General features: G+C 62.5%; 1 protein-coding gene. It reads right to left on the bottom strand.

Annotation, left to right across the window (positions count from 1 at the left end):
* A partial coding sequence (locus Q0775_RS19945; protein WP_298865415.1) for a VCBS domain-containing protein occupies nt 1–272 on the bottom strand: 272 nt, incomplete at both ends.

Raw genomic sequence — 272 nt, forward strand, 5'->3', positions numbered from 1 at the left:
CCGCTGATCATGGCGGCGTCGTTGGTGCCGTTGATCGTGATGGTGATGTCCTGAGTGGTGCCATCTGCGGAAGCGACGGTGAAGACCTCGGAGAGGCTGTCGCCTGCGCCCAGTTCCTGAATCGCCGACTGGGTGGTGTCCGCCGTGAAGCTCCAGTTGCCGGCCGTATCGATGCTCAGATCGCCATTTGTGCCGGTGAGGGTTGCAGCGGTAAAGACCGCCTCGCCCGCATCCACATCCGAGATCGCAAGGGTCCCGCTTGTGGTGAGGAT

The sequence above is a fragment of the uncultured Sulfitobacter sp. genome, from assembly GCF_947499945.1.
Lineage (GTDB): Bacteria > Pseudomonadota > Alphaproteobacteria > Rhodobacterales > Rhodobacteraceae > Sulfitobacter.